This window comes from Pantoea agglomerans, from assembly GCF_021397715.1.
Taxonomy (GTDB): domain Bacteria; phylum Pseudomonadota; class Gammaproteobacteria; order Enterobacterales; family Enterobacteriaceae; genus Pantoea; species Pantoea astica.
Map to the genome: position 1 here is coordinate 2,223,235 of NZ_CP090207.1, position 21,334 is coordinate 2,244,568.

The following is a 21,334-nucleotide window of genomic DNA, read 5'->3' on the forward strand; positions in this document are numbered from 1 at the left end:
ATAAACAGGCAGGCTAATCATGTCCGCACTACATGCTATTTATCGTAAATTTCGTTTCCCATTTAAATTCATCAATGCGGCGATGCGTTATCCGGCGGCGCAGGCGCAGGTTAAACGTTATTCGGTCATGTCGATTGAAGAGACTATCGATCTGTTATTAGCGAACCCGCAATTATCGCTGGCACGCTACGGGGATGGTGAACTGGAGATGACCTACTATAAAAATATAGGTTTTCAGCCTTTTAACCCGCAGCTTTCGGCCAGGCTGAAAGCGCTGCTGCAACAGGGACCGCAGGCAAATCCTCACTGTCTGGTCTGCCTGCCGGATGCCTTTCGCACCACGCGAAATATGCGTTCAGGTTCGGCCCTGTTCTGGTTCTTTCACAAGTCATTTTATTTTAAATATTATGCTTCTCTGCTCAATTCTCAGTACCAGTATGGTAATACCTCTGTCACCCGTCCTTATCACGATTATAAAACTAAACAATTGTCCCAGACGATATTTGATAAATTTAAGCAACTCTATAAAGACCGCCGGCTGTTAATTGTTGAGGGAAGCGGAACGCGGCTGGGATTAGGCAATGATTTACTGGCAGATGCGCGCGAAGTTAAACGCATCACCACGCTCAACCGCAATGCCTTTTCGGTTTATGACCGTTTACTCGCCGCGATATTAGCGCACGCCTCTGATTATGATCTGGTCTTAATTTCATTGGGTCCTACCGCAACGGTACTGGCCTATGATCTGAGCCAGCATGGCATTCGCTGTATTGATAGTGGTCACGTTGATATTGAATATGAATGGATGCTGGCCAGTGCCACCACAAAAATGAAAGTGGCGGGGAAAAACGTTAATGAAGCGGGTGTGCTGCTCAGTGAACAGAGTGCAGTAGCCGATGCCGGTTATCAGTTGCAGGTGCTGCAACATGTCGGCGAAACGGCCGAACCCCCGGTAGTTCCGCTGCCCCAGGGCCCGCTGGCGCAGCACAGCGCGGCCTGATGGTTTTCCCTGCGCTCCCTGTTTTCAGGCAGCCACTGCACCGGATTGATGCGCAGGCGAATAATTAGCCGGGTAATTCTCCATCCCGGCTGTCCGATGCGGCAGCGGGAAACGCCCGTTGTCGCGGGCAAGTCGGTCCTTTTTCCCCTTTCCGCCATTTCCGGCACTCATTTTGCTTTATCGATCCTGTTATCCCCATTCAGGAGAAGTGAGATGAAGGCCAGCCGTTACCGTTACACCATATTTTCACTGTTGTTCCTGATCGCTCTGATCAACTACATCGACCGCGGCGCGCTCTCGTTTGCCGCCAATGCGATTGCCACTGAGTACCACTTCAGTAAAGTTCAGCTGGGCGCAGTGCTGGGCTACTTTGGCTTCGGCTATCTGTTTGGTTCGCTGTGCGGCGGCTTTCTTGCCGATCGCATCGGCACCAAAAAAGTGTGGTTAATGGCAGGCGTGCTCTGGTCACTGCTGGAGATTGCCACCGCCTGGGCCGGTGAGCTGGGTATCGCGCTGTTTGGCGGTTCCGCCCTGATGGGGTTTGCCGCCCTGCGCATCCTGTTCGGCTTCTCGGAAGGCCCCGCCTATGCGCTGATGAACAAGGCGATTGCCCACTGGGCACCGGATAACGAGCGTGGTTTTGCGCTGGGCATTGGCCTGCTCTCTACCCAGGTCGGGGCACTGCTGACTGCGCCGATAGCGGTCGGGCTGCTGCTGCTGACCGGTGACTGGCGCATGATGTTTATCCTGCTCGGCGTTTTTTCGCTGCTGGCGATGGCGCTGTTTGCCCGCACCTTCAGTGACGGCCCGGAGAGCAGTCCTGCCACCAGCGCCGCAGAACGCAGCCTGATCCGCGACGGTCAGCGGCAGCGCGACTCCGATGGCGTGGCGCTGCCGTGGTGGCGCTTCTTCACCAGCCGCACGCTGGTGTGTAACGCGCTGGGCTATTTCTCTTTCCTCTACATCACCTTTACCCTGGTGACGTGGATGCCGAAATACCTGCAGGATAATTTCCATTACGACCTGCATTCACTGTGGTACGTGGCAATGATCCCGTGGAGCGGAGCCTGCCTGACCGTGCTGCTGGGCGGACGCATTGCTGACCTGCTGCTGGCGCGCTTTAACAACCTGCGGCTGGCGCGAAACCTGTTTGCCGCCGTGACGCTGTGCGGGACCGCCTGCTGCTTTATGGCGATCCCTTACGTATCATCAGCTGCCGGAATTATTGCTCTGATGACGCTGGGTAACGCCCTCAATGCGCTGGTGAATAATGTTTACTGGTCCGTGGTCATTGACGTGACACCCAAAGCCTCGGTCGGCACCTACAGCGGCATGACGCTGGCGATCGCCAACCTGGCGGCAATTATCTCGCCGATGCTGTGCGGCTGGCTGGCGGAATACTATGGCTATAACGCGATGTTCACCGTCACCGCGCTGATCGCCTTTGGCAGTATGCTGGCGATGACCCTGCTGCAACCGGAGAAACCGCTGGTAGCGGAGAGCCGGTCATCTGACGTAGCGGAAACCTCCGCCGCCTGACGGGTCGCCTCTTCGGTTAACGCCGGGGAGGCGTTTGATCTGACGTCAGGCTGATCGGGCGTCGTGACGCTGGCAAAACTGTTCAATATCGCCGTGCTGAAAGTCCGCCAGGTGGGCCAGCAGTTTCTCCAGCGGCCAGTTCCACCAGGCAATGCGTTGCAGGCTGGCGGCGATCGCCGGGGTAAACCGCACCCGCAGCGGTTTAGCCGGTACGCCGCCCACCACGCTGTAAGGCGCCACATCTTTGGTCACGACCGCGCCCGCGGCCAGTACTGCACCATCACCGATGGTCACGCCTGGCAGCACGATCACCGCGTGACCGATCCAGACATCATGACCGATGATCACCCGATCGGCCCGACGCGCAGCGAAGAAGCCGCGATCGCGCGTGGCGTCAGCCTGATAATATTCCGGGCAGTAGGTGAAGCGATGCTGAGAGGCGCGATCCATCGGATGATTGGGTGCCCCGATGCGCACCTGATTGGCGATGGCGCAGAAGCGGCCAATCTGGCTATCGGCGATGCTGCAATGCTCCCCGACGTAGGAGAAGTCGCCCAGCTCGCAATATTCCAGCGTCGAGTGCGCCAGAATTTCACACTGCTGACCGATGCGGGTTTCACGCATACGCACACTCTCATCAATCCGGGTCTGCTGGAGTCTGGCGGGCATAACGGCGGTCTCTGACATAAGGCTCCCGATGGCAAAAGGTGACACCGGGCTGGCGTCACGCTGCCGCCACACTCTACCCGGCCAGCATGACAGCCCGTTGACAGCGAAAAAAGGCGGAGTGGTTAGCTCCGCCTTGTTTCAAGTTCCGGTTAACCTGCGTGACCGGTCAGTTGCATAAGGGCAACGATGATCTGCAAGATGACCCGGATGAGATCCAGAATCAGCTTAGTCAGTTCCATCACTTTCCTTCTCCTTTAACAGGAGCGCGCTGTTCGGCAACCGAGGCTTTGACTCTACCCGCCGGGCGCCTAAGCACATCTTTGTGGAGAGGGCTGAGCGGCACTCATGGTTAAAGCCACAGGCCAGCACCACCTGATGCCTGCCGGGATTTTGGAAACCGTGCCCCTGGGAGCGGCCAGTCGACAATGAGGCGTTGCCCAACACTCAACACATGTATAAACATACAGTATTTTGGCGAAACTTGAAATCCTTAGCCGCACATTTTACAATCTGCTGTGTGGAGAGGGCTGAGCACCTCGTTCGCAGCGCGGTTACCAGCCGGGTAGCGAACAAAAAAATAAAGGATTTGGCATCATGCCAAATCCTTTTTTTATGCCCGTCATACCGGTATTAGTTGGCGGCGCTGATCCGCCAGACGGTGTTGCCGGCGTCATCGGCGATTAATACGCCGCCCTGCTGGTCGCTGGCCAGGCCAACCGGCAGACCGCGCACCTGCTTCTCATCCTCCGTCAGGAAGCCAGATACCACCGTTTGTGGCTGTCCGACCGGCTTGCCGTTTTCAAACTTCACCCACACCACTTTATAGCCGTTGAGCGGCGTGCGGTTCCAGCTACCGTGCTCGCTGATAAAGGCACCACCGCGATACTGCGGCATGTTATCTGCGCCGTAAAACAGCAGTCCCAGCGGGGCGACGTGAGAGCTCAGCGCGTAATCGGGTTTTATCGCCTTCTCAACCAGGTCAGGACGCTGCGGTTCGGCACGGCTATCGACATGCTGACCAAAGTAGCTGTAGGGCCAGCCGTAAAAGCCTTTATCCTGCACCGAGGTCAGATAGTCCGGCACCAGGTCGGAACCAATTTCATCACGTTCGTTGACGATCGCCCACAGTTTGCCGCTCTGCGGCTCCCACTGTAAGCCGGTCGGATTGCGCAGTCCGCTGGCGTAGATACGGCTGGCCCCGCTGGCCGCGTCCACTTCCAGCACCGCCGCGCGCCGGTATTCCGCACCAATGCCGTTTTCGGTGACGTTACTGTTCGAGCCGACGCCGACATAGAGTTTGCTGCCATCCGGGCTGGCTAACAGCGCTTTGGTCCAGTGGTGGTTAATCGGGCCGCCCGGCAGCTCGGTCACCTCTTCTGGCGGCGTACGAATCTCCGTCTGCCCTTCCTGATACGGGAATTTCACCAGGCTATCGGCATTGGCGACATAAAGCGTATTGCCAATCAGCTGCATGCCAAACGGCGAATGCAGATTTTCAATAAAGCGGTGCTGTTCCCACTTCCCGTTGACGTTACGCAGCAGCGTAATGCGATTTCCGCCGGCACCGCCTTTGCCAGACGCCTTCTGCACAATCCCCATAATCAGCTGCTTAGGACGGGTGGTTGGCTTCGGCGGTCCGTTGGATTCGGCGACCAGCACGTCATTATTCGGTAGCACGTAAACCTGCCGCGGATGTTGCAGATTCTCCGCGATTTTCTCGATTTTCAGCCCCTGCGCCACTTCAGGCATCTCGCCCGCTTTCCACGGTGTCCCTTCCGGCACCTGCATCGGCGGCATAAAGAAGTTCTGCGCCTGCGGCAGTTCCGGGTTGGGTCCGATCTGTTTTTGCGGATCGACCAGCGCACCATCATCACAGCCGGCCAGCAGAGCCGTCAGGGTGAGCGCCAGTAAGGATTTATGCTGCATTTTCATGGTGGCTCCTCCTTAAGCGCTACGCTGACGTAACGCAAGTTGCACATTCGCCAGCAGCAGCAGCGCCACCACCAGCGTGGAAAGCGTTACGCCAAGCGGTATCACGGCGGCGGCATCGCGGCTGTGGATAAACGCATTGACGATGGCGATGACAATCGCCACCAGCCACAGCCAGAAATGGCTCTTTTCTGCGCTGTCGCTGCCGCGAAACAGATAAACCAGCGCGATGAGTCGCGGCACAATCGCCAGCACCAGCCCCAGCGCGATCAGCCAGCCGGCCGCATCGGTCCAGAACAGCACAAAGGTCTGGCTATAGAGGATGTCAAACAGCCAGGCGGCGACAAAAAAGCCCAGCGGCACCGGCTCCAGCAGAGCGTACAGCGTCACGGCGAACGCCGATCTTCCCGAGGTATTGCGCATGTTTCTCTCCATTTTAGCGATGAAAGCGGATCGGGCCAGCCGTGAAGCTGCCGGCAACAACCGATCGCGCGCCTGTAAAAGATTAGTAAACATGAAGAAAAGCGAAGGGTTAATTCGGCAGGAAGTGAAAATCAGGGCGGTGACAGCGCCGTCACCGCCAGGGGATCAGGACTTATCGGCGGGCAGCGTCACCCAGTAACCCGGCTGATACGGCAGCGGCAGGAACTGCTGATGGAACGCGCGGAAGGTCTCGTCCGGATCAAGATCGGCAAACAAATCGGGATGCAGCCATTTGGCCAGCACCTGAATCGCGACAAACTGATACGGGCTGTCGTAGAACTGATGCCAGATGGCGTGTGCCTTGCCGTTATGTGCCACCGGCAGGGTTTTGAACGCGTCCCGCATCATCAGGGTTTTCAGTCGTGCAATGGCTTCTGCCTGATTAGCACCCGGTCCGACGCCGACCCATTTACCCACGGTGTTGTAGTTCTTCCAGTTTGCGCCGGTCACCACCACCACATCCGGCTGGCTGGCAATAATCTGCTCCGGGTTAACCGTGCCAAAGGTACCGGGGATCAGATCTTTAGCGATGTTACGGCCGCCAGCCATCTCCACCATCTGACCGAAGTTTTCATTACCAAATGACATGCAGCACTCATCGCTGTAGCCGCCAGCCCGGTCAATCATCACTTTTGGCCGGTAGCCGGTGAAATTGGCCAGTTTTGAGGTGACCCGATCAATCTGCTGCTGGCGAAAATCGATAATCGCCTGCGCCCGCGCAGGTTTATTCAGCAGTTCGCCCATAATGCGGATACTTTTTTCCGCATTCACAAACGGAGATTCACGGAAATCGATAAACACCACCGGTACGCCCACCGCCTGCAGCTTTTCAATCAGCTTGCCTTCGTCGGTGGCCGCTTTCGACTCCAGGTTCATCAGCACCAGGTCGGGCTTCAGCGTTAACGCCTGCTCCACGTTAAAGGTGCCATCTTTCGCACCGCCAAAGGTGGGTAGCTGCCTGATCTGCGGATAGCGCTGCTCATAGGCCTGATAACCATCCCAGTCCGCTTTCGGAAAATCATCGCGCCAGCCAATCACCCGCTTAAACGGCGCGTCGGTATCAAACGCAGCCAGCAGGTAGATCTGACGTCCCTCGCCCAGAATGATGCGTTTTGCTTCCTGCGGCACCTCAACCTGACGACCTGCCACATCGGTAAGGGTTTTGGCTGACGCCATCCCTGCCAGCGTTATTAGCCCCAGCGCTAAAAACCATTTTTTCATTGTTAACATCCAGAGTAATGATAATGAGAATTATTAATGTCAAGCGGCGTTACTATCACTTAAAAACAGCATCAGGGGAAGTGGTGACAGGAAATGTTTTAGCGCCCGCATCAGCCGGGTAAATTGCGCCCGCCAGCGCATGGAGCGCTGCCTGACTTCCTTTATTCCCCGGATAACGCCAGAAAGCGGCTGTGTCACTGCTCACAAAATGGCCGGCTTTCGTGAATATGCTCACAGTGCCCAGGGCGATTGCCCACATATTCGCCATCAATGTAATCGCTTTGGCTAATGCGTTAACAAAATGTTGCAGTTAGATTGAAAAATGAAACGACGTTTTAATAATCGTCAGGACCGTCAGCCACAGGAGCTTAGCCGTGAAGATCAGCGCGATTGATGTCACTCTCTTTACCTACCCGACCCAACGCTGCAGCGACAGCGCCGGACATTCCCATCCCGGCCCGGAAAATGAGGCGCAGATGGCGCTGCTCACCCTGACCAGCGAGGACGGCACCTGCGGTTACGCCTTTGCCCCGCCAGAAGTGATTCGTTCGCATGTGGTCAACGCCTTCTTTCGTAAGGTGCTGATCGGTCAGAACGCCTTTGACCGCGAGCGGTTATGGCAGGATCTGGCGCACTGGCAGCGCGGCAGCGCCCATCAGCTCACCGAGCGGGCGCTGTCGGCGGTCGAACAGGCGCTGTGGGATTTGATTGGCCGCAAACTTAACCAGCCGGTTCACAAGCTGCTGGGCGGCTACCGGGAAAAAATCCCGGCCTATGGCAGCACCATGTGCGGCGATGAGCTGCACGGCGGCCTCTCAACCCCCGATGAGTATGCGCAGTTCGCTGAAAAACTGGTGGCGCGCGGCTATCAGGCGATCAAACTGCACACCTGGATGCCGCCGGTCTCGTTTGCCCCCAGCCCGGCGATGGATATCAAAGCCTGCGCCGCAGTGCGGGAAGCGGTCGGCCCGGATATCGCGCTGATGCTGGATGGCTACCACTGGTACAGCCGCAGCGATGCCCTGACCATCGGCAAGGCGCTGGAAAAACTCAACTTCGCCTGGTTTGAAGAGCCGATGGAAGAGGAAAGCATGGCCTCTTACGCCTGGCTGGCGGAGAACCTGTCGATTGACGTCCTCGGCCCGGAGAGTCTGGGTGGCAAGCATCACAGCCGTGCCGACTGGGTGCGCGCCGGGGCCTGCGACATTCTGCGTGCCGGGGCCAACGGCGTCGGCGGCATCTCTGCCACCCTCAAAGTAGCCAACCTCGCCGAGGCGTTTGGCATGGACTGTGAAGTTCACGGCAACGGTGCCGCCAGCCTGGCGGTGGTCGGCGCAATCCGCAACTGCCGCTGGTACGAGCGCGGCCTGCTGCATCCGTTCCTCGACTATGAGACGCCACCCGCCTATCTCAACAGCCTGGTCGATCCGATGGATGAACAGGGTTTTGTTACTCTGCCGACCCGTGCCGGGCTGGGTGAGGACATTAATTTTAGCTGGATCGAGACGCACACGCTGAACCGCTGGTAAATCGCACTACCGAAATACGTCAAACAATAATAACCCCGTCGCCCGCCTGCTGCCTGCCATCCCGTTGGCCAGCAGCAGGCAGAGTCGTAAACGGGAAAACCTCTGACCCGCTGGACTTTACCTATGACCCTGACACAACGATGTGGCGCGTGGCTGATCACGCTGCTGATGCTGACGGGCAGCGCGTCAATCCAGGCAAAGACCCCGGATGACCAGCTGATCGTCGGCATGAACATGAATAACCTGCTCACTCTTGATCCGGCCGCAATGACCGGTAATGAGGTGGTGGGCATCGTGGTTAATCTTTATGACGGGCTGGTGGAACTCAACCCGAAACAGCTGACCGACGTGCGTCCGGCGCTGGCCGAACGCTGGTCGGTCAGCGCCGACCAAACAACCCTGACCTTTCATCTTCGTGACAATGTCACTTTTCACTCCGGCAACCCGCTGACCAGTGACGACGCGGTCTGGTCGATGCGGCGGGTACTGCACCTTAATCTGGCGCAGGCGTCGGTCTGGAAATCCTACGGGTTCAGCCGTGACAACGTTGACCAGATGATCACCGCCCCTGACGCCCGCACCGTGGTTATTACCCTGCCGAAACCCAACGACCCGCAGCTGGTGATCTACTCGCTGGCTGCGCTCGGCAGCATGGTGGTGCTGGATCGTAAAACGGTGCAGCAGCATGAGGTCAATGGTGACTGGGGCAATCGCTGGCTCACCACCCATGAAGCGGGTTCCGGTCCGTTCCGGCTGGATCTCTGGCAGGCAAAAGATGTGCTGCGCATGAGCCGGGCCGACGGTTACTGGCGCGGCGAGGCAAAAATGTCACGGGTGGTGTTCCGTCATCTGCAGGAGTCGCAGACGCTGCGACTGATGATGCAGAAAGGCGATCTCGACATCGCCAGTAATATGTCGATTCCCGATGTCCGCGCCCTGCGCCACGATCCCGATCTGGCGATTGATGCGGTCAGAAGAGGCACCCTCTACTACCTGGCGATGAGTATGAAAGACCCGCACTTTAGCGATCGCCGGGTACGCGAGGCGGTGCGTTATCTGGTGGATTATCAGGGGATTAACAAGAGCCTGATGACCGGCTATGGCGAACTGCATCAGCGGCCGATTCAGGCGGGTATGCCGGCCACGCTGCCCGATCCCGGCTACCGGCTGGATGTGCCGCGCGCCAGAGCACTGCTGGCCGAGGCGGGTTATCCGGACGGTTTCGACACCACGCTGCGGGTGCTGGCCGATCAGCCGTTCCTCAATATCGCCATTGCCATTCAGTCAACGCTGCTGCAGGCGGGCATCCGCGCCAGAATCATCACCGGCACCGGTAATCAGATCTACGGGGCGATGCGCGATCGTCAGTTCAACCTGCTGGTCGGCCGCGGCGGCAGCGGCGTGGAGCCGCATCCGCACTCCAGCCTGCGTTCACTGGTCTATAACCCGAACAACGCCGACAGCGCCCGCCTGACTAATTTCCAGGGCTGGCGCACCGGTTTTTATGATGCGCAACTCAACAGCATGATCGATCGCGCGCTGGTGGAACGCGACAGCGCCCGGCAACAGCAGGCCTATTTCGCCATTCAGCAACGCTATGACCAGCTGGTGCCGGCGCTGATGCCCCTTTCCCAGATGCTCGATTCGGTGGTGGTCAACAACCGGGTGCAGGATTATCAGCCCCATCCGTCGGCCACCACCTTTCTGCGCGACGTCTGGAAAACCCCTGATAGCCTGGCCGGAGGTGCACAATGACTCTGACGCTCACCCGAAATCACTGCCGTCGCATCAGCAAACGCGGCCTGCAGGTGCTGATCACCCTCTCTGGCCTGCTGATGCTGACCTTCTTTATCGGGCGGGTGATGCCGCTTGATCCGGTGCTGGCGATTGTCGGACCGGATGCCGATCAGGCGACCTATCAGCAGGTTTATCATCAGCTCGGTTTTGATAAGCCGCTGTGGGTCCAGTTCGGCATCTACCTCAATACGCTGCTGCACGGCGATCTCGGCCATGCGCTGCTCACCGGTCAGCCGGTGGTCAACGATATTCTGCGCGTCTTTCCGGCGACGGTTGAACTGGCAACGCTGGCGATTGTGCTGGGTGCCGGCCTCGGCGTGCCGCTGGGCGTGCTGGCCGCCGCCCGGCGTAACAGCGTGATCGATTATCTGGTGCGGATGATCAGCCTGGCGGGTTACTCAACGCCGATCTTCTGGGTCGGGATGATGGGCCTGCTGCTGTTTTATGCCCATCTCGGCTGGGTCGGTGGCGCGGGCCGGGTTGACTTCAGCCTGGATGGCGTGGTGCCACGCCGCACCGGCTTTATGTTGATCGACGCCCTGCTGGCCGCCAACAGCCAGGTATTCTGGAATGCGCTGAATCATCTGGTGTTACCCGCCTCACTGCTGGGCTTTCATTCGCTGGCCTACATCAGCCGCATGACGCGCAGCTTTATGCTGGCGCAGCTGTCGCAGGAGTTCATCCTCACCGCCCGGGTGAAAGGCTTAACCGAGTGGCAGGTGATCTGGCAACACGCCTTCCGCAATATTCTGGTGCAGCTGCTGACCGTGGTCGCGCTGGCGTACGGTTCACTGCTGGAAGGCGCGGTGCTGATTGAAACCGTCTTCTCGTGGCCGGGCTTTGGTTCCTATCTGACCGGCAGCCTGATGCTGGGTGATATGAACGCGGTGATGGGCTGCGTACTGGTGGTCGGCCTGATTTTTGTGCTGCTTAACCTGCTCTCCGACCTGCTCTATCAGGTGTTTGATCCGAGGACCAAAGTATGACGATTTCCTTTGATGCGCCAGCCACCAGCACCACGCGTGAGCGACTGGCGCGCTGCCGCCGTTTCGCTGCCCGTAGCGGATACTTTATCTGGCGCATGGCCTGTAATCCGCTGACCGCCATCGGCGGCGGCATTGTGCTGCTGCTCTGTATCGTGGCGCTGTTTGCACCGTGGATCGCCCCTTATCACCCGCTGATCCAGGACCTCAACAATGCGCTGATGCCGCCGGGTGCCGCACACTGGTTCGGCACCGACGAATTTGGCCGTGACATCTTCAGCCGGCTGGTCTGGGGGGCGCGTATCACCCTCTATATCGTGCTGCTGGTGTCGGTGACCGTCGGGCCGCTCGGCCTGCTGCTGGGCGTGACCGCTGGCTATTTTGGCGGCAAGGTTGATGCCGTACTGATGCGCGTCACCGATATTTTTATCTCCTTTCCCAGCCTGGTGCTGGCGCTGGCCTTTGTCGCCGCGCTGGGTCCGGGACTGGAGCACGTGGTGATCGCCATTACCCTTACCGCCTGGCCGCCGATTGCCCGCCTGGCGCGGGCAGAAACCCTGTCGCTGCGTCAGGCGGACTTTATCTCTGCGGTGCGTTTACAAGGGGCTTCGCCGCTGCGGGTGCTGTGGAAGCACATCATCCCGCTCTGCCTGCCGTCAGTGATTATTCGCATCACCATGAACATGGCGGGCATCATTCTCACCGCCGCGGGCCTCGGCTTTCTCGGCCTCGGCGCGCAGCCGCCCGATCCGGAATGGGGCGCGATGATCGCCAGTGGTCGTACCTACATGCTGGAGTGCTGGTGGGTCGTCACCGTACCCGGTCTGGCAATTCTGATTAACAGCCTGGCATTTAACTTCTTAGGAGATGGCCTACGTGACCTGCTCGATCCCCGCAGTGAGTAACGCTTCGCCGTTGCTCGACGTGCGCGATTTGCACGTAAATTTTGTTAACGGACGTCAGAGCACCCCGGCGGTACGCGGCGTCTCCTTTCAGCTCGGCCAGGAGAAGCTGGCCATTGTGGGTGAATCCGGCTCCGGTAAATCAACCGTTGGCCGGGCGCTGCTGCAACTGCTACCGGCGAAAGCGCGGATTGAGGCCAGCCGGATGCAGTTTGGCGATGTCGATCTGCTGCACGCCACGCCGGCCCGGATGCGCGACATCCGCGGTAAACGGATCTCGATGATCATGCAGGACCCGAAATATTCGCTCAATCCGGTGGTCCGGGTCGGCGAGCAGATTGCCGAGGCGTGGCGCAGTCATCATCGCGGCCAGCAGGCGGCAGCCCGTCAGCGGGCGCTGGCGATGCTGGAGGTGGTACAAATTCGCGATCCTGAACGGGTCTATCAGCTTTATCCGCATGAAATTTCTGGCGGCCAGGGGCAGCGCGTGATGATAGCCATGATGCTGATTACCGAACCGGAGCTGGTGATTGCCGATGAACCCACCTCCGCGCTGGATGTGTCGGTGCGTCTGCAGGTGCTGGCGCTGCTCGACGATCTGGTCAAGGCGCGCGGGCTAGGGCTGATTTTTATCAGCCACGACATTAACCTGGTGCGCCGTTTTTGCGATCGGGTGCTGGTGATGTATGCCGGTCGCGTCGTGGAGTCGCTGGCCGCCAGCGAACTGGATCGGGCGCAGCATCCCTACACCCAGGGCCTGATGGCGGCGCTGCCGGACCTCGATCACCGTCGCAGCCGCCTGCCGGTGTTACAACGTCACGCCAGCTGGTTAACTGAATAAGGAAAAAGCATGATTACCGTCAACAATCTTAATCTCAGCTTTGGTGAGGAGAGCGCCCGCAGTCAGGTGCTGTTCGACGTCAATCTGCAGGTCAGCCAGGGCGAAATCTTTGGGCTGGTCGGCGAGTCAGGATCGGGCAAAACCACGGTGCTGAAATGCCTGGCGGGACTGTTTAACCACTGGCAGGGTGCGCTGGAGATTGACGGCCAGCCGCTGGCGCACTGCATCGATCGGGCTCGCTGCCGTCGGGTGCAGATGGTGTTTCAGGACCCCTACGGTTCGCTGCATCCGCGCCATACGATTGGCGATATCCTCGAAGAGCCGCTTCAGATTCAGGGCATCGGCCAGCGTCAGCAGCGGGTGATCGCTATGCTGGAGAAAGTCGGATTAAATCGCGCCTGGCAGACCCGTTATCCCCACCAGCTCTCCGGCGGTCAGCGTCAGCGGGTGGCGATCGCCAGAGCGCTGATTCTGGAACCGGCGGTGCTGTTACTGGATGAGCCGACCTCGGCGCTTGATGTGTCGGTGCAGGCGGAGATCCTTAACCTGCTGAGTGACCTGCAGCAGCAGGATAACCTGACCTATCTGATGGTGACGCACGATCTGGGCGTGGTGGCGCACCTCTGTCATCGGGTGGCGGTGATGCAACAGGGTAAGGTGCTGGAGACGCTGGATGTCCCGACGCTGGTGAGCAATCGGGCGAGTATGCCCTATACCCGAATGCTGGTGGAGGCGAGCCGCCACGCTACGCCGGTAACGGCGCACTGAATACGGCGACGGGCGGCAGGCATAAAAAAGGCCAGGTTACCCTGGCCTTCTGCTTCTGCACCCTGGCGCGTTTACTGAGTCAGCTGACGCACAAAGGAGACGATCTCTGCGTTCTGTCCGTGCTCAAACAGGCACTGCTGGAAGCGCGGGCCGCTGACCGCAGTCTTCACCAGTTCAGGATCGATGGCGCGCAGCGTATCCAGGTAGTTCTCTTTGATCACCGCCGCTTTCACCTGGTTCAGCAGACCGGCATTGCGCACCTGTGGCTCTCTGCGCTCTGGCGGATAGCCCATGCCTTTCTCGCCGGTAAAGGCTTTTTCGAAGATAAAGCGCAGGTTGAGCTCAGCGCCCCAGCCGAAACCTTTAGCGAACGGCAGCGCCAGCGCATTACCGTTATTAATCTGCGCAAACAGATAAGCATCAGCTGGATCGATACAGTATCCGCAGTTGACGCCCGGATGAATGTTGAGCGACATCAGCGCGCCCTGTCCGGTGCCGCAACCCGCTACGATGAAATCAACGGCCTTGCTGTTCAGCAGCAGGCTGGCCTGGATGCCGAGGTGAATATAGGTCAGATGGTGATCCTGCTCGTCGCTCATCCCGACGTTGAAGACCTGATGGCCCAGCGGCTGCGCAACGCCTTCCAGTTCTTTCAACACGATAGCGTTTTTAGCCGCCTGGCTGTTTTCCATCATTAACGCGATTTTCATGATCTGCCCTTAGCATTTAATTGAAACACCGTTTCATTTTAATGAAAAACCGCTAAAGTGCATGGACTAATTCACCTCCGCGCTGTGAGTAGCGTCACAAAACGGCTACCCTGGCGTCCACCTGCATAAGGAAGTTCTGATGTTTATCTATAAAAAAGAGCGGCCACTGGAAGATTTAGGCAACGGCGTAACCCGTCGGGTGCTGGCGTATGGCGGTACCCTGATGGCGGTCGAAGTCAGTTTCGAAAAAGATGCCGTCGGCCCGCTACATCACCATCCGCATGAGCAGTTAACGTATGTGCTCAGCGGCCGTTTCGCCTTCACCATCAATGGGGAAACGCGGGAAGTGGGTCCGGGCGATACGCTTTACAAAGCGCCCGATGTGGTACACGGCTGCGTCTGCCTCGAACCCGGCGTGCTGCTGGATACCTTTACTCCACAACGCGACGATTTCCTGCCCGCCCGCGACGCCACCGCCTGACAAAGCGTGAATCAGTCGGCGTGCAACCTGTCGCGCGCTGGCTGATGCTGAATACTCTCCCACAGACTCTCCCGCATCGGTCTGGCGTGTCTCTGACGGCTCCGGCTGCCGCTGGCCGGGCCGCGGATTATTTTTTCACCTTTTTTTTCCGGCAGACTGGTTAGCTAACCAAATGATTAGCAGGCTTTTAATATTTACCCGCTACGCAATTCCCGGCGATTGCCGCTCCGCATCCCGCGCCAACCGGGGCTTGCTCAACTATTCTTATTTTCTTCACCCCGCCTCTGATACCCGTTCCGCTTAAAAAGATTCCCGTCAAAATCTGTACAAAAACACGTTTCATGTATAGGTTTAAAGGGTTCACCAGGTCATTTTTTAACCCAAAACAGGATAATTCTATGAACCATACAGAGAGCAATACCCTGGCCGTGAAGGAAAATGTCCACCTGATCAATCCGGCGTTTCACGCGACTGAACAGGATAAACTGAATTTTCTGGTCGAAGAGCTGATGGAAGCGGGCAAGGAAACCAGCTGTATGGCGCTGCTGCGTCATCTGGCTGCCGCAGACAGCGCGGAAGAAGAGGCGTGCTGCCGGGAGTTGCTGACCTTACTGATGGCGAAACAGGCGTGAAGGTGACCGTTTGCGGCAACGCGGTGACTGCGTCCCTTTGCGGGCTGCTGATAGCAGGCTGTCACCGCGCCCGCTGCTCCTCCGCCCCGGCAGCGCTCCGCCGCTGGCTGGCCCATTCCCCTTCAGTGCGGCGTGACCACAATTGCTGTCAGGCGCCAGCGGCGCGATATCTGGCTGCTTAATCCCGCAGTCTTTGCTAGTCTCACAGGATGAACCGATACGCTTTACCCCAGTCAGAGATGATTAACACCGTCTGTATCGCGGTGGGATAGCCTGTCTCTTTCTCCCGCCGGTAAGGCGGGCCTTACCGGCGTTAACCCGATAAGGAACCCTATGAATCCTGTTACCCTGACACCCGCAACGCTGCATCTGCTGTGCGGCAAAATCGCCTCCGGTAAATCAACCCTCGCTGCCCGTCTCGCCGCAGAGCCTGGTTGCGTCATTCTGAGTGAAGATCACTGGCTGGCTGCGCTCTATGCAGATCAAATGCAGTCGGTCGCCGACTATGTCCGCTGTGCGGCACAACTGAAAACGGCGATGACCCCGCACCTGGTGGCACTGCTCCGGGCGGGCGTCTCGGTAGTGCTCGATTTTCCCGCCAACACTAAGGCGAATCGTGCCTGGATGATGTCGCTAATCAAGGCATCCTCTGCTGACCATCGCCTGCATTATCTGGACGTCCCGGATGCGCTGTGTAAATCGCGTCTGCACGCCCGTAATCAGGGCGGCGAACACGCCTTTGCCGCAACGGACGAACAGTTCGCGCTGATTACCCGCTATTTCGACCCGCCGCAGGAGGAAGAAGGCTTTAACCTGGTGCGACATGGTTAACGCCTTCTGAGGTGGGGGATTAAGAGAGAGCGAGCGCCGCGAGCACGGCAGCAATCTGCTGGCAATCCGCATCGGAGAGCGGCAGCAGCGGGCGCGGCAGGCAGTCGCGTTCGGTCAGGCCCAGCAGCCCCGCTGCGGCGCTGATTACCCGCAGGCTGCCGCCATGCTGGCGGAACAGTGCCCATAACGGTTGCAGTTGCGCATCCAGCGCGCTGACACGCTGATCATCGCCCGCCTTTGCTGCCGCGGTCATCGCCTGTGCGATCCCGGGAAACAGCCCGCCGCAGACCGAGTACCAGCCATCGCAGCCTGCCAGCAGACCGGTGGCGGCAAACGCATCGCCGCTGACCCCGATTGAGACCCTCTCCGGCAGCCGAGACCGCAGTTGTGCAATGCGCTCGCGGGCCGCCTGCAAATCGGCGGGTACGCCGGGAATTTTTATTGAGGCAATGCCCGGCAGCGCGGCGATGCGGCCAAGCAGCGCATCGGAAAAAGCAAAATGGGTGGTACCCGGATTGTCATAGACGCAGATCGGCACCGAGACGTGACGCGCGACCGTCTGATAAAGCGTGAATACCTCTTCTTCGCGCAGCGCCTGATAGCCGAGTGGCGGCAGCAGTAATGCCGCCGCACCCGCCTGCTGGGCATCCTCAGCCAGCTGCAGCACTTCGGTCGTGCTGACCGCACCAATGCTCACCATCACCGGAATCGCCTCTGAATGGGCAACCGCCAGTTCGGTGATCCGCCTGCGCTGGGCGCGGGTCAGATAGGCGTAGCTGCCGGTAGAACCCAGCACGCCAAGCGAATCGACTTTCGCCTCCGTCAGCCGCTGCAACAGCCGTAAAAATGCCGCTTCATCCGGCTTATCCGCCGTAAAAGGGGTCAGGGGAAACGCACTCAGTCCGCTGAACATCGTCACTGCTCCATAATGGTGGAATACCTGGCTGGCTCATCGCGTCAGCCCAGGAAGATTTCGTTACTGGCCGAAGCATCCTGCCGCCCCGCCCGCTATGTTACAGCTGACTCCCACAGGAGGAGGCTGGTCTGAGAGTATGCCTCTGAACAGCACGTAAATGACACTGTTTGATCGCCCTGTGATGCGGCACAATCGCCCGGCATCCGCCTTTCTGCACCCGACCGCACGGCAGCCCGCAGCGGTGACCATCGCCTGGCGGCCACCATCGGGATATCGCCAGCCTCATCCCACGCCCGCTGTAACACAGTTATGAATCCTGTCACATTTCTGCAAACTGAGTTCGCGGCTAACATGGCCGGATTAACGTTGCGCCCGACAAATAATCCCCTGATATTGCTGGCTTTATTGCTTCATCCTGTCTGAATCATGCAGTTCACGCATCAATCGATGCCCTTTTTGCACTTATTTACCGCCGGTCGCTGATCCACTCTTCGATGACAGGCGCGGTAAAAAGCGTCATTCACAGACTGGAGCTCACTGATGCAAATTCCCTCACCCTCTACGCTTTCCACCCGCGCCCGGATTGGCGCAATATTCCGTGTTACCTCAGGCAACTTTCTTGAGCAGTTTGATTTCTTTCTGTTTGGTTTCTATGCCACCTACATCGCCCATACCTTCTTTCCGGCCAGCAGTGAATTTGCTTCGCTGATGATGACTTTTGCCGTGTTTGGTGCCGGTTTCCTGATGCGTCCGCTCGGCGCGGTGGTGCTGGGGGCCTACATCGACAAAGTGGGTCGCCGTAAAGGGCTGATTGTGACGCTGTCGATCATGGCGGCCGGCACCTTCATGATTGTGCTGATCCCCTCTTACCAGAGCATTGGCCTGTGGGCGCCGTTGCTGGTGCTGCTGGGCCGTCTGCTGCAGGGCTTCTCCGCCGGTGCTGAGCTGGGCGGCGTCTCTGTCTATCTGGCTGAGATCGCCACGCCGGGCCGCAAAGGCTTCTACACCAGCTGGCAGTCGGGCAGCCAGCAGGTGGCGATCATGGTGGCCGCCGCGATGGGCTTTATTCTCAATGCGCTGCTGGCAGAATCGGTGATCCGCGACTGGGGCTGGCGGATTCCTTTCCTGTTCGGCTGCCTGATCGTGCCGTTTATTTTCGTGCTGCGTCGCAAGCTGGAAGAGACGCAGGCCTTCAACGCGCGGCGCAGCCATCCTGATGTGAAACAGGTGTTCCGCATCCTGCTCGCCAACTGGCAGGTGGTGATTGCCGGGATGTTGATGGTCGCGATGACCACGACCGCGTTTTACCTGATTACGGTTTACGCCCCGACCTTTGGCAAGAAAGTGCTGCTGCTCAGCGCCTCCGACAGCCTGCTGGTGACCCTGCTGGTGGCGGTATCGAACTTTATCTGGCTGCCGATTGGCGGCGCGCTCTCCGACCGATTTGGTCGCAAACCGATCCTGATCGCCATGACCCTGCTGGCGCTGACGACCGCCTATCCGGCACTGAGCCTGCTGGCGGCGGCACCGGGCTTCTCAATGATGCTGGGCGTACTGCTGTGGCTGTCGATGATTTACGGTCTCTACAACGGCGCGATGATCCCGGCACTGACCGAGATTATGCCAGCCGAAGTGCGGGTGGCGGGCTTCTCGCTGGCCTACAGCCTGGCGACGGCGCTGTTTGGCGGCTTCACGCCGGTGATCTCTACCGGCCTGATTGAGCTGACCGGGGATAAAGCCTCGCCCGGCTACTGGATGAGTTTTGCTGCCGTCTGTGCGCTGCTGGCCACTCTCTACCTCTACCGCCGGACCGGTGAACGCCTGCCGCAGACCCGCAACTCTTTCAGCTAAGGAAACCCGGATGAAAGGTTATTTTGTCTTATTCGCTCTGCTGATCAGCGTGGCGGGCAGTGCCTGCGCGCAGACCAAAGCATTGACCGTGATGATCTCAGGCGGCTTTAAAGCGGCGTGGGATCAATTATCCCCGCGCTATGCGCAACGTGAAGGCATTCAGATCCGCACCGTCGCCGGTCCGTCAATGGGCAAGACGCCGCAGGCGATCCCGGCGCGGCTGGCGCGGGGTGAATCCGCCGATCTGGTGATTATGGTGGGCGACGCGCTGGCCGATCTGGAAAAACAGGGCCGCACGCTGTCCGGTTCACGGGTTGAACTGGCCGATTCCCGCATCGGTGCGGTGATCAGACAGGGTGCAACGCCGGTGACTATCGACAGCGAAAGCGCGCTGCGCAATACGCTGCTCAACGCCCGCTCGATCGCCTATTCAGACAGTGCCAGCGGCAAATATGTCAGCAGCCAGCTGTTCAGCCGGCTGGGAATTGCGGATCAGGTCAGGGCGAAGGCGTTTAAAGTCGAACGCATCCCGGTTGCCTCACAGGTCGCGGCAGGCAAATACAGCATCGGGTTTCAGCAGGTCAGTGAGCTGCTGCCGGTCGCTGGCGTGACTTTCGTGGGCGAGTTGCCGGACACACTGCAATACACCACCCGCTTTGCCGGTGCAGTGGTCCGGCAGTCCGCGCAGCCGGACGAGGCGCGTCAGCTGCTGCGCTGGCTCGCCTCGCCCGAGGTACAGCAGGTGGTACGTGAGACCGGGCTGCACCCGATCGTGACGTCGCAGCCGACCGGCGTCACCCGGCCGGTCAGACAGCCTGATACTGTTCAATAATCAGCGTTTCCAGCTCGACGGCCAGATGCGACAGCGTGCGACCGCTTTTACGCAGCAGCCCGACGGTGCGCCTGACTGGCGGATCGGTCAGCGGCACCGAGGTCAGCGCAGAATGCCCGGAAACCGGCATCGACATCGCGGGCACGGCAGCAATGCCCAGCCCCGCTTCAACCATACCCAGCATCGTGGTGACATGCCGGGTTTCGCAGATGCAGGCTTTCTCCGGCACAATGTGCGCCAGCGCCTGATCGAGCAGGTTACGGTTACCGGAGGTTTTATCCAGCCCGATCCAGCTCTGCTGATAAAATTCGTGCCAGCTCAGGCTCGCTCTGGCCGCAATCGGGTCTTCATGCCGACAGGCCGCCACGTAAGGATCGTCGCGCAGCGGCAGAAAATGCACATCGGGCTGGCTGCGGCCGGAGAAGCTGATGCCAAAATCCGCCTGACCGCCTGTCACCGCGTCATAAACATTGGCGGCGCTGCTGTCGATCAGCTTGACCCGCACCCGCGGATAGCGAGCCTGAAACAGCCGGATAATATTGGGCATGAAGTAATAGGCAGCGGAAGGCACGCAGGCGACTGTGATCAGGCCGGTACGGGTCAGGCTGACCTCACTCAGATCGGCCATCACCTCTTCAAAATCCACCAGCAGCTTGTCCGATCGCTCGGCAAAGGCGTGTCCCTTTAGCGTCAGAGTGACCCGCCGCGTGGTGCGCTCAAACAGGCGAATACCCAGCGCCGTTTCGAGCTTGTCTATTCTGCGGCTCAGGGCCGACTGCGACAGGCAGATCGATTCCGCCGCGAGGCGAAAATTGCCATACTCCACCAGCGCGCGGAAGGCATAGAGATCGTTGAGATCGACATTAACCGGCATGGTGACTTGCTCCTCTGTTGCGCATCAGACCTCCTCCCGCTCGTCGCCACGCAGCGCGCTGAAATCGGTGACGAAACGCTGCAGTAACTGTTCCAGCGCGCCACGATCTTCCTCCGGCCAGTGCGCAAACACCCGCTGGTAGATCTGCTCCCGTTGCGCATCAATTTTATCGGTCATCGCTTTACCGGCTGGGGTAATCGCCGCCTCGTTGATCCGTTTGTCGCTGGCATTTTTCTGGCGCTGCACCAGCCCGGTCTCTTCCAGCTTCGCCACCTGCCGACTGACGGTGGTGTAATCGCGCCCCACCCGATCGGCGAGCTCACCAACCCCGATCGGACCGAACCGGCCGATCTGCACCAGCAGCGGAAACAGCGCGCGATCAAGCTCAATCCCGGCACCTTTGATCATGGCCAGGTCGCGCTGAGGGCGGTTAAACGCCCCGACCAGGGTCAGTAAGCTGTTGTGCAGCGGATCAAACTGACCATTATGTGTATTTTGCACCTTTTTCATTGACGCTATCCAGAGGCAGGAATAATGTGTGTAATC

General features: G+C 58.9%; 21 protein-coding genes. 13 read left to right on the forward strand and 8 right to left on the reverse strand.

Features of this window, described 5'->3' with window-relative positions:
- Positions 1-19: 19 nt before the first annotated feature.
- Positions 20-1,000 carry a GT-D fold domain-containing glycosyltransferase gene (locus LZU96_RS10560; protein WP_233984314.1) on the forward strand — a complete coding sequence of 327 codons (981 nt, stop codon included), beginning with the start codon at positions 20-22 and terminating at the stop codon, positions 998-1,000.
- 213 nt (positions 1,001-1,213) lie between these two features.
- Positions 1,214-2,539 carry an MFS transporter gene (locus LZU96_RS10565; protein WP_233984315.1) on the forward strand — a complete coding sequence of 442 codons (1,326 nt, stop codon included), beginning with the start codon at positions 1,214-1,216 and terminating at the stop codon, positions 2,537-2,539.
- A gap of 45 nt (positions 2,540-2,584) precedes the next feature.
- On the opposite strand, the gene LZU96_RS10570 is transcribed toward LZU96_RS10565, so the two are convergent.
- The 4 genes from LZU96_RS10570 to LZU96_RS10585 all read right to left on the reverse strand — a co-directional run bounded on the left by LZU96_RS10570 (position 2,585) and on the right by LZU96_RS10585 (position 6,841).
- Positions 2,585-3,226 (reverse strand): DapH/DapD/GlmU-related protein, encoded by a 642-nt coding sequence (locus tag LZU96_RS10570; protein WP_233984316.1) that lies wholly within the window; start codon positions 3,224-3,226, stop codon positions 2,585-2,587.
- Positions 3,227-3,838: 612 nt separating this feature from the next.
- Positions 3,839-5,140: a PQQ-dependent sugar dehydrogenase gene (locus LZU96_RS10575; RefSeq protein WP_233984317.1), complete on the reverse strand. Its 1,302-nt coding sequence runs from the start codon at positions 5,138-5,140 to the stop codon at positions 3,839-3,841.
- 12 nt (positions 5,141-5,152) lie between these two features.
- The gene (locus LZU96_RS10580; protein WP_233984318.1) at positions 5,153-5,560 is read right to left on the reverse strand and encodes a hypothetical protein; all 408 of its coding nucleotides are present in this window, start codon (positions 5,558-5,560) and stop codon (positions 5,153-5,155) included.
- 165 nt (positions 5,561-5,725) lie between these two features.
- The gene (locus tag LZU96_RS10585) at positions 5,726-6,841 is read right to left on the reverse strand and encodes an ABC transporter substrate-binding protein (protein WP_233984319.1); all 1,116 of its coding nucleotides are present in this window, start codon (positions 6,839-6,841) and stop codon (positions 5,726-5,728) included.
- A 374-nt stretch (positions 6,842-7,215) separates the two neighbouring features.
- Between LZU96_RS10585 and LZU96_RS10590 the strand changes: the two genes are divergently transcribed.
- The 6 genes from LZU96_RS10590 (at position 7,216) to LZU96_RS10615 (ending at position 13,661) form a co-directional block, all read left to right on the forward strand.
- Positions 7,216-8,370: a mandelate racemase family protein gene (locus LZU96_RS10590; RefSeq protein WP_233984320.1), complete on the forward strand. Its 1,155-nt coding sequence runs from the start codon at positions 7,216-7,218 to the stop codon at positions 8,368-8,370.
- 123 nt (positions 8,371-8,493) lie between these two features.
- Complete coding sequence (locus tag LZU96_RS10595; RefSeq protein ID WP_233984321.1) at positions 8,494-10,125, forward strand: ABC transporter substrate-binding protein; 1,632 nt, start codon at positions 8,494-8,496, stop codon at positions 10,123-10,125.
- Entirely contained in the window at positions 10,122-11,153 is a 1,032-nt protein-coding gene (locus tag LZU96_RS10600; protein WP_233984322.1) for an ABC transporter permease, read from the forward strand. Before LZU96_RS10595 ends, LZU96_RS10600 begins: the two co-directional genes overlap by 4 nt.
- Positions 11,150-12,055 carry an ABC transporter permease gene (locus LZU96_RS10605; protein WP_233984323.1) on the forward strand — a complete coding sequence of 302 codons (906 nt, stop codon included), beginning with the start codon at positions 11,150-11,152 and terminating at the stop codon, positions 12,053-12,055. The genes LZU96_RS10600 and LZU96_RS10605 overlap by 4 nt, the downstream gene beginning before the upstream one ends.
- Positions 12,027-12,893 carry an ABC transporter ATP-binding protein gene (locus LZU96_RS10610; RefSeq protein ID WP_233984324.1) on the forward strand — a complete coding sequence of 289 codons (867 nt, stop codon included), beginning with the start codon at positions 12,027-12,029 and terminating at the stop codon, positions 12,891-12,893. Before LZU96_RS10605 ends, LZU96_RS10610 begins: the two co-directional genes overlap by 29 nt.
- Before the next feature lie 9 nt (positions 12,894-12,902).
- Positions 12,903-13,661 (forward strand): ABC transporter ATP-binding protein, encoded by a 759-nt coding sequence (locus LZU96_RS10615; protein WP_233984325.1) that lies wholly within the window; start codon positions 12,903-12,905, stop codon positions 13,659-13,661.
- Between the two features lie 71 nt (positions 13,662-13,732).
- Here LZU96_RS10615 and LZU96_RS10620 read toward each other — a convergent pair whose 3' ends face one another.
- Complete coding sequence (locus LZU96_RS10620; RefSeq protein ID WP_233984326.1) at positions 13,733-14,371, reverse strand: RpiB/LacA/LacB family sugar-phosphate isomerase; 639 nt, start codon at positions 14,369-14,371, stop codon at positions 13,733-13,735.
- Between the two features lie 139 nt (positions 14,372-14,510).
- Between LZU96_RS10620 and LZU96_RS10625 the strand changes: the two genes are divergently transcribed.
- The 3 genes from LZU96_RS10625 (at position 14,511) to LZU96_RS10635 (ending at position 16,315) form a co-directional block, all read left to right on the forward strand.
- Complete coding sequence (locus tag LZU96_RS10625; protein ID WP_233984327.1) at positions 14,511-14,852, forward strand: cupin domain-containing protein; 342 nt, start codon at positions 14,511-14,513, stop codon at positions 14,850-14,852.
- Between the two features lie 398 nt (positions 14,853-15,250).
- A complete protein-coding gene (locus tag LZU96_RS10630; protein ID WP_233984328.1) occupies positions 15,251-15,484 on the forward strand; it encodes a hypothetical protein in 234 nt (77 codons plus the stop codon).
- Between the two features lie 333 nt (positions 15,485-15,817).
- On the forward strand, positions 15,818-16,315 hold the full coding sequence (locus LZU96_RS10635) for an AAA family ATPase (protein WP_233984329.1): 498 nt from the start codon (positions 15,818-15,820) through the stop codon (positions 16,313-16,315).
- A 19-nt stretch (positions 16,316-16,334) separates the two neighbouring features.
- Here LZU96_RS10635 and LZU96_RS10640 read toward each other — a convergent pair whose 3' ends face one another.
- Positions 16,335-17,228, reverse strand: a complete 894-nt coding sequence (locus tag LZU96_RS10640; protein ID WP_233984330.1) for a dihydrodipicolinate synthase family protein — start codon at positions 17,226-17,228, stop codon at positions 16,335-16,337.
- A 543-nt stretch (positions 17,229-17,771) separates the two neighbouring features.
- On the opposite strand from LZU96_RS10640, the gene LZU96_RS10645 reads away from it, so the two are divergent.
- Both LZU96_RS10645 and LZU96_RS10650 read left to right on the forward strand, forming a co-directional pair.
- Positions 17,772-19,082, forward strand: a complete 1,311-nt coding sequence (locus LZU96_RS10645; protein WP_233984331.1) for an MFS transporter — start codon at positions 17,772-17,774, stop codon at positions 19,080-19,082.
- Positions 19,083-19,092: 10 nt separating this feature from the next.
- Positions 19,093-19,914: a substrate-binding domain-containing protein gene (locus tag LZU96_RS10650; RefSeq protein WP_233984332.1), complete on the forward strand. Its 822-nt coding sequence runs from the start codon at positions 19,093-19,095 to the stop codon at positions 19,912-19,914.
- Here LZU96_RS10650 and LZU96_RS10655 read toward each other — a convergent pair.
- A complete protein-coding gene (locus tag LZU96_RS10655) occupies positions 19,889-20,788 on the reverse strand; it encodes a LysR family transcriptional regulator (RefSeq protein ID WP_233984333.1) in 900 nt (299 codons plus the stop codon). The two genes, LZU96_RS10650 and LZU96_RS10655, sit on opposite strands and share 26 nt — an antisense overlap.
- A 24-nt stretch (positions 20,789-20,812) precedes the next feature.
- Entirely contained in the window at positions 20,813-21,298 is a 486-nt protein-coding gene (locus LZU96_RS10660) for a MarR family winged helix-turn-helix transcriptional regulator (RefSeq protein ID WP_233984334.1), read from the reverse strand.
- Positions 21,299-21,334 lie beyond the last annotated feature (36 nt).

What these genes read in the sequence shown, in the direction of transcription:
- LZU96_RS10565 (WP_233984315.1), top strand. Translation starts at nt 1,214, where the DNA reads ATGAAGGCCAGCCGTTACCGTTACACCATATTTTCACTGTTGTTCCTG.
- LZU96_RS10635 (WP_233984329.1), top strand. Translation starts at nt 15,818, where the DNA reads ATGAATCCTGTTACCCTGACACCCGCAACGCTGCATCTGCTGTGCGGC.
- LZU96_RS10605 (WP_233984323.1), top strand. Translation starts at nt 11,150, where the DNA reads ATGACGATTTCCTTTGATGCGCCAGCCACCAGCACCACGCGTGAGCGA.
- LZU96_RS10595 (WP_233984321.1), top strand. Translation starts at nt 8,494, where the DNA reads ATGACCCTGACACAACGATGTGGCGCGTGGCTGATCACGCTGCTGATG.
- LZU96_RS10640 (WP_233984330.1), bottom strand. Translation starts at nt 17,228, where the DNA reads ATGTTCAGCGGACTGAGTGCGTTTCCCCTGACCCCTTTTACGGCGGAT.
- LZU96_RS10570 (WP_233984316.1), bottom strand. Translation starts at nt 3,226, where the DNA reads ATGTCAGAGACCGCCGTTATGCCCGCCAGACTCCAGCAGACCCGGATT.
- LZU96_RS10575 (WP_233984317.1), bottom strand. Translation starts at nt 5,140, where the DNA reads ATGAAAATGCAGCATAAATCCTTACTGGCGCTCACCCTGACGGCTCTG.
- LZU96_RS10585 (WP_233984319.1), bottom strand. Translation starts at nt 6,841, where the DNA reads ATGAAAAAATGGTTTTTAGCGCTGGGGCTAATAACGCTGGCAGGGATG.
- LZU96_RS10645 (WP_233984331.1), top strand. Translation starts at nt 17,772, where the DNA reads ATGCAAATTCCCTCACCCTCTACGCTTTCCACCCGCGCCCGGATTGGC.
- LZU96_RS10615 (WP_233984325.1), top strand. Translation starts at nt 12,903, where the DNA reads ATGATTACCGTCAACAATCTTAATCTCAGCTTTGGTGAGGAGAGCGCC.
- LZU96_RS10625 (WP_233984327.1), top strand. Translation starts at nt 14,511, where the DNA reads ATGTTTATCTATAAAAAAGAGCGGCCACTGGAAGATTTAGGCAACGGC.
- LZU96_RS10620 (WP_233984326.1), bottom strand. Translation starts at nt 14,371, where the DNA reads ATGAAAATCGCGTTAATGATGGAAAACAGCCAGGCGGCTAAAAACGCT.
- LZU96_RS10600 (WP_233984322.1), top strand. Translation starts at nt 10,122, where the DNA reads ATGACTCTGACGCTCACCCGAAATCACTGCCGTCGCATCAGCAAACGC.
- LZU96_RS10655 (WP_233984333.1), bottom strand. Translation starts at nt 20,788, where the DNA reads ATGCCGGTTAATGTCGATCTCAACGATCTCTATGCCTTCCGCGCGCTG.
- LZU96_RS10630 (WP_233984328.1), top strand. Translation starts at nt 15,251, where the DNA reads ATGAACCATACAGAGAGCAATACCCTGGCCGTGAAGGAAAATGTCCAC.
- LZU96_RS10580 (WP_233984318.1), bottom strand. Translation starts at nt 5,560, where the DNA reads ATGCGCAATACCTCGGGAAGATCGGCGTTCGCCGTGACGCTGTACGCT.
- LZU96_RS10560 (WP_233984314.1), top strand. Translation starts at nt 20, where the DNA reads ATGTCCGCACTACATGCTATTTATCGTAAATTTCGTTTCCCATTTAAA.
- LZU96_RS10660 (WP_233984334.1), bottom strand. Translation starts at nt 21,298, where the DNA reads ATGAAAAAGGTGCAAAATACACATAATGGTCAGTTTGATCCGCTGCAC.
- LZU96_RS10650 (WP_233984332.1), top strand. Translation starts at nt 19,093, where the DNA reads ATGAAAGGTTATTTTGTCTTATTCGCTCTGCTGATCAGCGTGGCGGGC.